6 protein-coding genes are annotated in these 6,400 nt (G+C 34.6%); 2 read left to right on the top strand and 4 right to left on the bottom strand.

Features of this window, described 5'->3' with window-relative positions; genetic code table 11:
- Positions 1-378: 378 nt before the first annotated feature.
- Positions 379-759, bottom strand: coding sequence for an ankyrin repeat domain-containing protein (locus tag JQC92_RS20430; protein WP_205001383.1), 381 nt, complete (start codon positions 757-759; stop codon positions 379-381).
- Between the two features lie 384 nt (positions 760-1,143).
- On the opposite strand from JQC92_RS20430, the gene JQC92_RS20435 reads away from it, so the two are divergent.
- Positions 1,144-1,563: a hypothetical protein gene (locus JQC92_RS20435; protein ID WP_205001385.1), complete on the top strand. Its 420-nt coding sequence runs from the start codon at positions 1,144-1,146 to the stop codon at positions 1,561-1,563.
- Between the two features lie 549 nt (positions 1,564-2,112).
- Positions 2,113-2,499, top strand: coding sequence for a hypothetical protein (locus tag JQC92_RS20440; RefSeq protein ID WP_205001386.1), 387 nt, complete (start codon positions 2,113-2,115; stop codon positions 2,497-2,499).
- 1,268 nt (positions 2,500-3,767) lie between these two features.
- Here the strand turns inward: JQC92_RS20440 and JQC92_RS20445 are convergent.
- The 3 genes from JQC92_RS20445 to tnpA form a co-directional block, all read right to left on the bottom strand.
- The gene (locus JQC92_RS20445; protein ID WP_205001387.1) at positions 3,768-3,947 is read right to left on the bottom strand and encodes a transposase DNA-binding-containing protein; all 180 of its coding nucleotides are present in this window, start codon (positions 3,945-3,947) and stop codon (positions 3,768-3,770) included.
- Positions 3,948-4,014: 67 nt separating this feature from the next.
- Positions 4,015-5,340: a GNAT family N-acetyltransferase gene (locus JQC92_RS20450; protein WP_205001388.1), complete on the bottom strand. Its 1,326-nt coding sequence runs from the start codon at positions 5,338-5,340 to the stop codon at positions 4,015-4,017.
- Positions 5,341-5,469: 129 nt separating this feature from the next.
- A complete protein-coding gene (gene tnpA, locus JQC92_RS20455) occupies positions 5,470-5,955 on the bottom strand; it encodes an IS200/IS605 family transposase (protein ID WP_205001389.1) in 486 nt (161 codons plus the stop codon).
- Positions 5,956-6,400: the final 445 nt, after the last annotated feature.

Here is a 6,400-nt window from a genome sequence, read left to right on the forward strand (position 1 = left end):
GACGAAGAAACCCTCTGAGATCTGATCAAGAGACAGGCCCGTAACCTGTTGTCTATTTGCTAGTCGAGTAAGCCAGCAAAGACTGATGTCAGTCTCTATTTACCATAACTACCGTTGTGCGCATTTGAGTTGAGTGTTGCAAGCCCTAATGTAAGCCCTAAGTTATATTTTTAGGGCTAATCGTAGCTTTCAGCAATTTTATTTTCATAATATGATTTTAGAGATACTTTTTCTAATGCAGTCTATTGATTATGAGCCTAAATCGAAACACGTTTATGTCCATAGGCTGTTTACAGCACGAAACACGGAAATGCCCCAAAATGAGACAGCGATAGCAATCAAGATAATAGCTGAAGTAGTCGTTTTAAATTAGTTTGGTTATACGTATAGCTTGTTTTTTGAGGTATCTTTTGGTCTCATTTCTTCCGGAATTGAGTTGAGCTCCATTGGAGGGGCAAAAAGTGTCTTAATATATTCAGTCCTAGCAACACTCTGTGCTGTTTCATTTGAGTTATTCTTAATATTCTTATCTGCACTGCGCTCTAAAAGTAGCTCGACAATAGCCGTAAATCCCCTGCGGGCTGATATGATTAATGCTGTATCACCATCATCATCTTGACGGTCAATGCTATGACCAGCTCTTAATAATTGTTTTATGCTGTATGTATCACCATTATGAGCCGCTTCATGCAATGTCTGGCAATAGCCGTTGCAGAGATAAAACTGCAAGCATTGAGTAATTCCAGTTAAGCAAGACATAACTTTTACATATATCGAGATCTTATAGGACAATTCTACCCTCTAAGTCTTTACTATAAAAAGATGATATATCTATAAGAAAGCTAGATTGTTTATTAGCTTCTAGCTGGTATATTTTATAAGGTATCAAGCTTATTTAAGAGGCGCATTTATATCCAATATTGAGTCAGTCTTGAATATCTGCTGACTCAAAAATGCCCCATTTCGTGTCTGCAACGATTCGTTGCAATGTTATATCTAATCACGAAGTATTAATACATTTGTTTATTTTTTTATGATGAAGACTATGGTGAGTAACATTGTTATTAGATGTAACTTTCTATTCTTAGTACAAATGTTTGAGAAGGTTTATCTTAAAAAAACTACTTTCATGAGGGGTTATTAATGTCTTTATCAGGAGTTGGATCGACAGAACTTATTTCTGAGTTTGATACTGGAAAAGAAGACTGGCATAAACTCAATATGAAAAGGAATCACATTGATAATAGGGGGAAAAAAAGTTCTCCTTTGGTTCAATCAATCTCACTAGCAGATTCAAAGGACGCAATACCTCACGAGGCTCTCCTTGCTCCGTCAAAATCGACTAAATCACATTATACTCGCACAGCAAAAGAACAGCATTTACTTAGAGACTGTAGTCGGCGTTTGCAAAGTGTTCGCACAAAAATAAGTGAAGTAATGAGGCAACTCCAGAGTCATAACAATTCAGGACAAAATGCAGCACTAACAGCTAAACTACAAAAATTAAAATCAAGTGAAGGCCATATTATTGCTGAATTGAATCAATTAAGACCTAGAAGTTAACCGTCACATGCAGCCGTGATTGCAATTTAAGTAACAACAATCTTTGTAACTAATTAAATGTGATTCCATAAACTATTTATAGATCATTTAGTTCCAAACCTGTGCCTGTATGATCGGCTGGCACACTTTTGTCCAGATTCGTGTTGTGAGGCGAAACACGGAAATGCCCAAAATAAGTTAGCAACGTACATTCACTGCAATACTACTTGTAATGTTTACTCGTTAAAAATCATGTTCTTTGGATCGAGTATTTTATGACATAGCAGACCTAATGATTAATTTTTATAGTGGTTCGTGCTATAAGTTTGCGTCAAGTGCTGTTGTGGTGAAAATCATCATTTGTTAACTGACTTAAACCAGCTACCTTCCATCAAGATAATATGTGCTTTTATGACGTTAGCGGTGATTTAACCCGAAGTTACTTTCTGAAGTGCATACAAGAAAGCGTTATGGTAAATGCTGCAATATTACTGGTTCTGTATATTAATCCGTGTAAATTAGCAGGCGTGGGATTAAAATGTCATGTGTTTTTCTTTTTTGGTGAAGAGAATGTTTAAAATAACTGGTTTAACAATTTTAATAGCATGTATATTATTTGTCGGATGTAGTGCTCAGCAATCGAACATCTATGAAAAACTAAATCAGTCATACACGAATATTTTGCCTGTATATGGAACAAGATCTGAATATACACCTACTGATGGGTTCATTAATCTTGAGGTAATGGAAAGTGAATTGAATACAGAGAGTGAAATTATTTTCAAAGAATCTGTTTCTTGGTATGCAACTGAATCTGACTTTCCTTTTACTAAATTAAATAACAAAACAGCTAAGGAAATAGTCGATATAGTAAATTGCCTTAAAAAGAAGAAACAGAGTAATACCAAGGAAAGGTCAGTTTGTTTTTTTAAAAAAACACATAATATTTTTAAGTAAATACCCGAGTATAAATATATTAGAACCAAACCACTGATAGAAGCCTTTCCAGTAGAGAAAACTTAAGAAACTTTTAAGCAGGTAATTAGGATCTATCCAAGACTTATCGACCATAACCTTTGTTGTGCACAGGTCTACTGTTGTAAGCCCTAAGTTGTATTTTTAGGGTTAGTCGTGGCTTTCAGCAATTTGATGTTCATAATTTGATTTTAGATATACTTTTTCTAATGCAATCTATTGATTACGAACTGAAACCGAAACACGTTTATGTCCTTTGATTGTTTACAGAACGAAACTCGGAGATGACCCAAACACTGTATTTGTTTATCTAATTTGTTGTATATTTTAGACTAGTTTTACTTTTCTCCATTTTGACAATTAGAGCAAGTTATGTTTGAAACTAAAGGGCAAATAAGAATCTCATTTTCTAATCTAACACAGACTGTGAAAGATTGTGACTTCTTCGAAGTATCTGATTGCGATTATCAACAGCTTATAATAAAAACACATTCAGGGTTTGATCAAACAGCGTATCTGTATAGAGGAAGAAAACAGATAGCTGTTCCTAATCAGCCTAATCTTTTTACCGAGTTAAGTAAATTCCTGAATGAATCTCAGTTCGAAGCTATTAAAGTCATGAGAAGAAATTTGATCTTTACAGTAACTAATCAACCTTTAGTTGTTAATTCTAACCACAGTAAGTTTAGACGTTTATTGTGCGTTTAATCACTAAAGTGAAACGAACACCTAACGCATTTCTGTCCAAAAGTGAGCCAGTTTGTTGAATCGAAAAGTGTTATGAGCTCAAGTGACTACAGCTAATCCGTACTGGCGATGAAAAAAATCTGGGGTTAGAGCTTAGACCCCAAAATAGCTTTGTATGTCAGCTTCTCTGTCACAGACCTAAATCACTCGTGACATCGTGCCCCCTAAGCATTGACGGCAAAAGTGTGAAGCGTCCGCCCATTTACCACTTTCTTTTTCGTCAGCCTCTCCTGGGTTATTAGGGCGACACCACCAATCTTGATATATGAGCCCAATGGCCTTGGTGGTAAAGGAGTCTAATAAAAGTGTTGAATGAACAACCATCCACGAGCTTTATCTTTTACACTACCAAGCTTTCCTAATTGGGATGCAACCTGATGTTTATAACTTAATGATGTTGTGTCATCTAAGGCTAAAAATTTCTGAATATGACTGTGCTTGCTCTTCGGTGTAATTAAATCCTAAGCAACGTATTACTTCTGGTGCAACAGTGTCATTGCGCATCAATCGGTAAGCTCCTTCCTGTTTTCCTCGTCACCTTGGCATGATAAAGCGATTGATTTGCCACTACGACGTGCCATATCCGCAGCCGTTTCAATTAAGCATTTTGTTCTTCGTGCATCACCAGTATTTGCTTTTTCGATGTGGGTATTTGACCATTGGCTATGATGATAAATTGACATGATTTGTTGTTCTGTATGAAGTGATTTCTAGCTCGGATAAACGGATTTAAAATAAGTTCAATTTATCTCAAATTTGTGTAGAAGAGTCAGGGGCCGAATCCAACTGAGATATTCTCTCTACACGTTCAACTTTCTTATCGAACATCCTTTGACTAATCAAACAATTTTCTTTATACATCTCTAACATTTCAATAATTTTTATTTTTAACCAACTCTTACCTCTTACATCAATAGAAGCGAAAATAACTTCAGCAGATTTAAAAAACAATCCAAGCGCAAAACGGTCTAAGATTTCCTCAAAAATATTAACTCCAACCTTATTTTTCCATATATGAGCAACACCACACTTACCAATAAATTCAGCTGCTTCAAATTTATCAACAAATTTTACAAGAATAGATTCTAAATCTGTTTCACCATAATCTATATTCTCATACCTCAAAAAAAGATTATTTAACACATTCATTAAAAAAATATTTTTAATACTATTGATGGTAATTTGTGTTTTTTTTGTCTCTTTTTCTCTATCTTCAGAGGATTTAGTTAAATTTGGAATATCTTTATCCATTCCAAATTCCCCAATATCATGAATTATCCACATAGTTTTAGCTTCTTGCCAATTGACACTTCTAAAAAAACAATCTCCAATATTATCCCTAATGTCGTTCATAAGTAATAATCCATTTCTAACATGTTCGAAGACAGATTGACTGATACCTGAGTTTCCGGTTTCATGCATTCTTTCAATGTTTTTAAACAAATCTTCAAATAACAGTCCATATTCTTTGAGAATTAAAAGGTAATACTCTTTCTCGTCTATTAGTAACAGCGGTAGAAATTCTGACGCTACTTTAGGTTGAATAGAATTATTAATACTGATTGCAAACCTATAAACGGAAGCCTTTTTAATCCTTTTATTAGGATGTTGACCAATAAATAAAAAATTATTTTCCTTAAAAACGGATGATGCTTTTCCACTGGCATCAGCAAAAAAAATTTTAGCTTGTGTGTTTTTATTACAATACGCAATAGCTGAATGAAATAGCATCTTACCTACATTCATTCCTCTATATTCATGCTGAACATGTGCTCTCGTGCCAATAAAGTTATTATTGGAGTCGATTTTAAAAATACAAAATCCTATAGGTTTTTGATTATCTTTATTTTTAGCAACAATGATTGTATGTCTGCTAGATTTTAATTTTATTAATATATTTTTTTCTGAATTCAAATCTACAAAACCTTGAACTGTTTCAGTTTCTAATTCAGAGTAATTGGCATCAGAAATAAAATTTTCTTTTGCAATTATTGCTAATTCTTTCAAGTCTGACTTAGTGGCGAAAACTGTATATATTAGATTGTTAGATAAAATAACCTCATCGCTTTCTATCATAGCCTACCTTTATTTTTAGAGTTACGTGAATGAGTTTATACTCATAACAGTTAAATTACCTCCGGCTAAGCCGGAGGCTTATTGGGTTACGCCCTCGAAGGGCTTTCATTGCGCTTAAAGCGAAAGCCATTAGACTCCTGCTTTCGCAGGAGTGACGACAACATCTAATGATACCTCGCCCCTTGGGGCGGGGTTATTCATTTGATCTCGGTGTACATCTTCTTTTTCTTGATTTTTGATGTATTCCCTAACAACATTTTCATCTAAACCAACTGTGGAAACAAAATAACCACGTGCCCAAAACTCTTCTCCTACAAAGTTTCTTTGCCTGCTCTTAAAGTTACGAGCAATTGAAATAGCACTTTTCCCTTTTAAAAAACCAACAACATTCGAAACTGCATACTTCGGTGGAATACTTAGGCACATATGAACATGATCTTTCATTAAATGCCCTTTTTCTATCACAATGCCTTTTTGATTCGCTAGTTGATGAAATACTTCCCCAAGATGTTTTCTTATTGCACCAAATATCAACTTTTGCCTTCTTTTCGGGATAAAGACTACATGGTATTTACAATCCCACTTTGTATGAGACAAACTCTTATAATCTCGCATAGGTACTACCTTTTGCTTTTGGTCGAGCTTAAAAGGTAGCGATACCTTAGTATCGGTGGAACCTATGCGAGTCTCCCCAGCAGAGCTGGGGGGGTTACCAATTATTAATTAAAAACTGTGCAATTAAACTATTAATAGACTTACAATTGAACATAAAATCGATTATAAAAGAGAGATTGTTAACAACACCTGAATGGGATTGTATTTATATGTTTTATAACTCAAGTTTCGGAGTTCGTTTTCACCCAAAATCATGGATACTTTCTACTAGAAATGGCTTCTTGGCGTAAGGTAAACGCTGACTCTTCTACACAAATTTGAAATAAATTGAACTTATTGTAAATCCGTTGATCTGATCAAGAAACTCCTTATACAAAACAGCAAATCATGTCAATTTATCATCATAACCAATGGTCAACAGCCCACTTCGAAAAAGCAAATACTG

The sequence above is a fragment of the Parashewanella hymeniacidonis genome (assembly GCF_016900895.1).
Taxonomy (GTDB): domain Bacteria; phylum Pseudomonadota; class Gammaproteobacteria; order Enterobacterales; family Shewanellaceae; genus Parashewanella; species Parashewanella hymeniacidonis.

Excerpts from the sequence above, each read along its gene's own strand:
- JQC92_RS20430 (WP_205001383.1), bottom strand. The coding sequence starts at position 759 with ATGTCTTGCTTAACTGGAATTACTCAATGCTTGCAGTTTTATCTCTGC.
- JQC92_RS20445 (WP_205001387.1), bottom strand. The coding sequence starts at position 3,947 with ATGTCAATTTATCATCATAGCCAATGGTCAAATACCCACATCGAAAAA.
- JQC92_RS20435 (WP_205001385.1), top strand. The coding sequence starts at position 1,144 with ATGTCTTTATCAGGAGTTGGATCGACAGAACTTATTTCTGAGTTTGAT.
- tnpA (WP_205001389.1), bottom strand. The coding sequence starts at position 5,955 with ATGCGAGATTATAAGAGTTTGTCTCATACAAAGTGGGATTGTAAATAC.
- JQC92_RS20440 (WP_205001386.1), top strand. The coding sequence starts at position 2,113 with ATGTTTAAAATAACTGGTTTAACAATTTTAATAGCATGTATATTATTT.
- JQC92_RS20450 (WP_205001388.1), bottom strand. The coding sequence starts at position 5,340 with ATGATAGAAAGCGATGAGGTTATTTTATCTAACAATCTAATATATACA.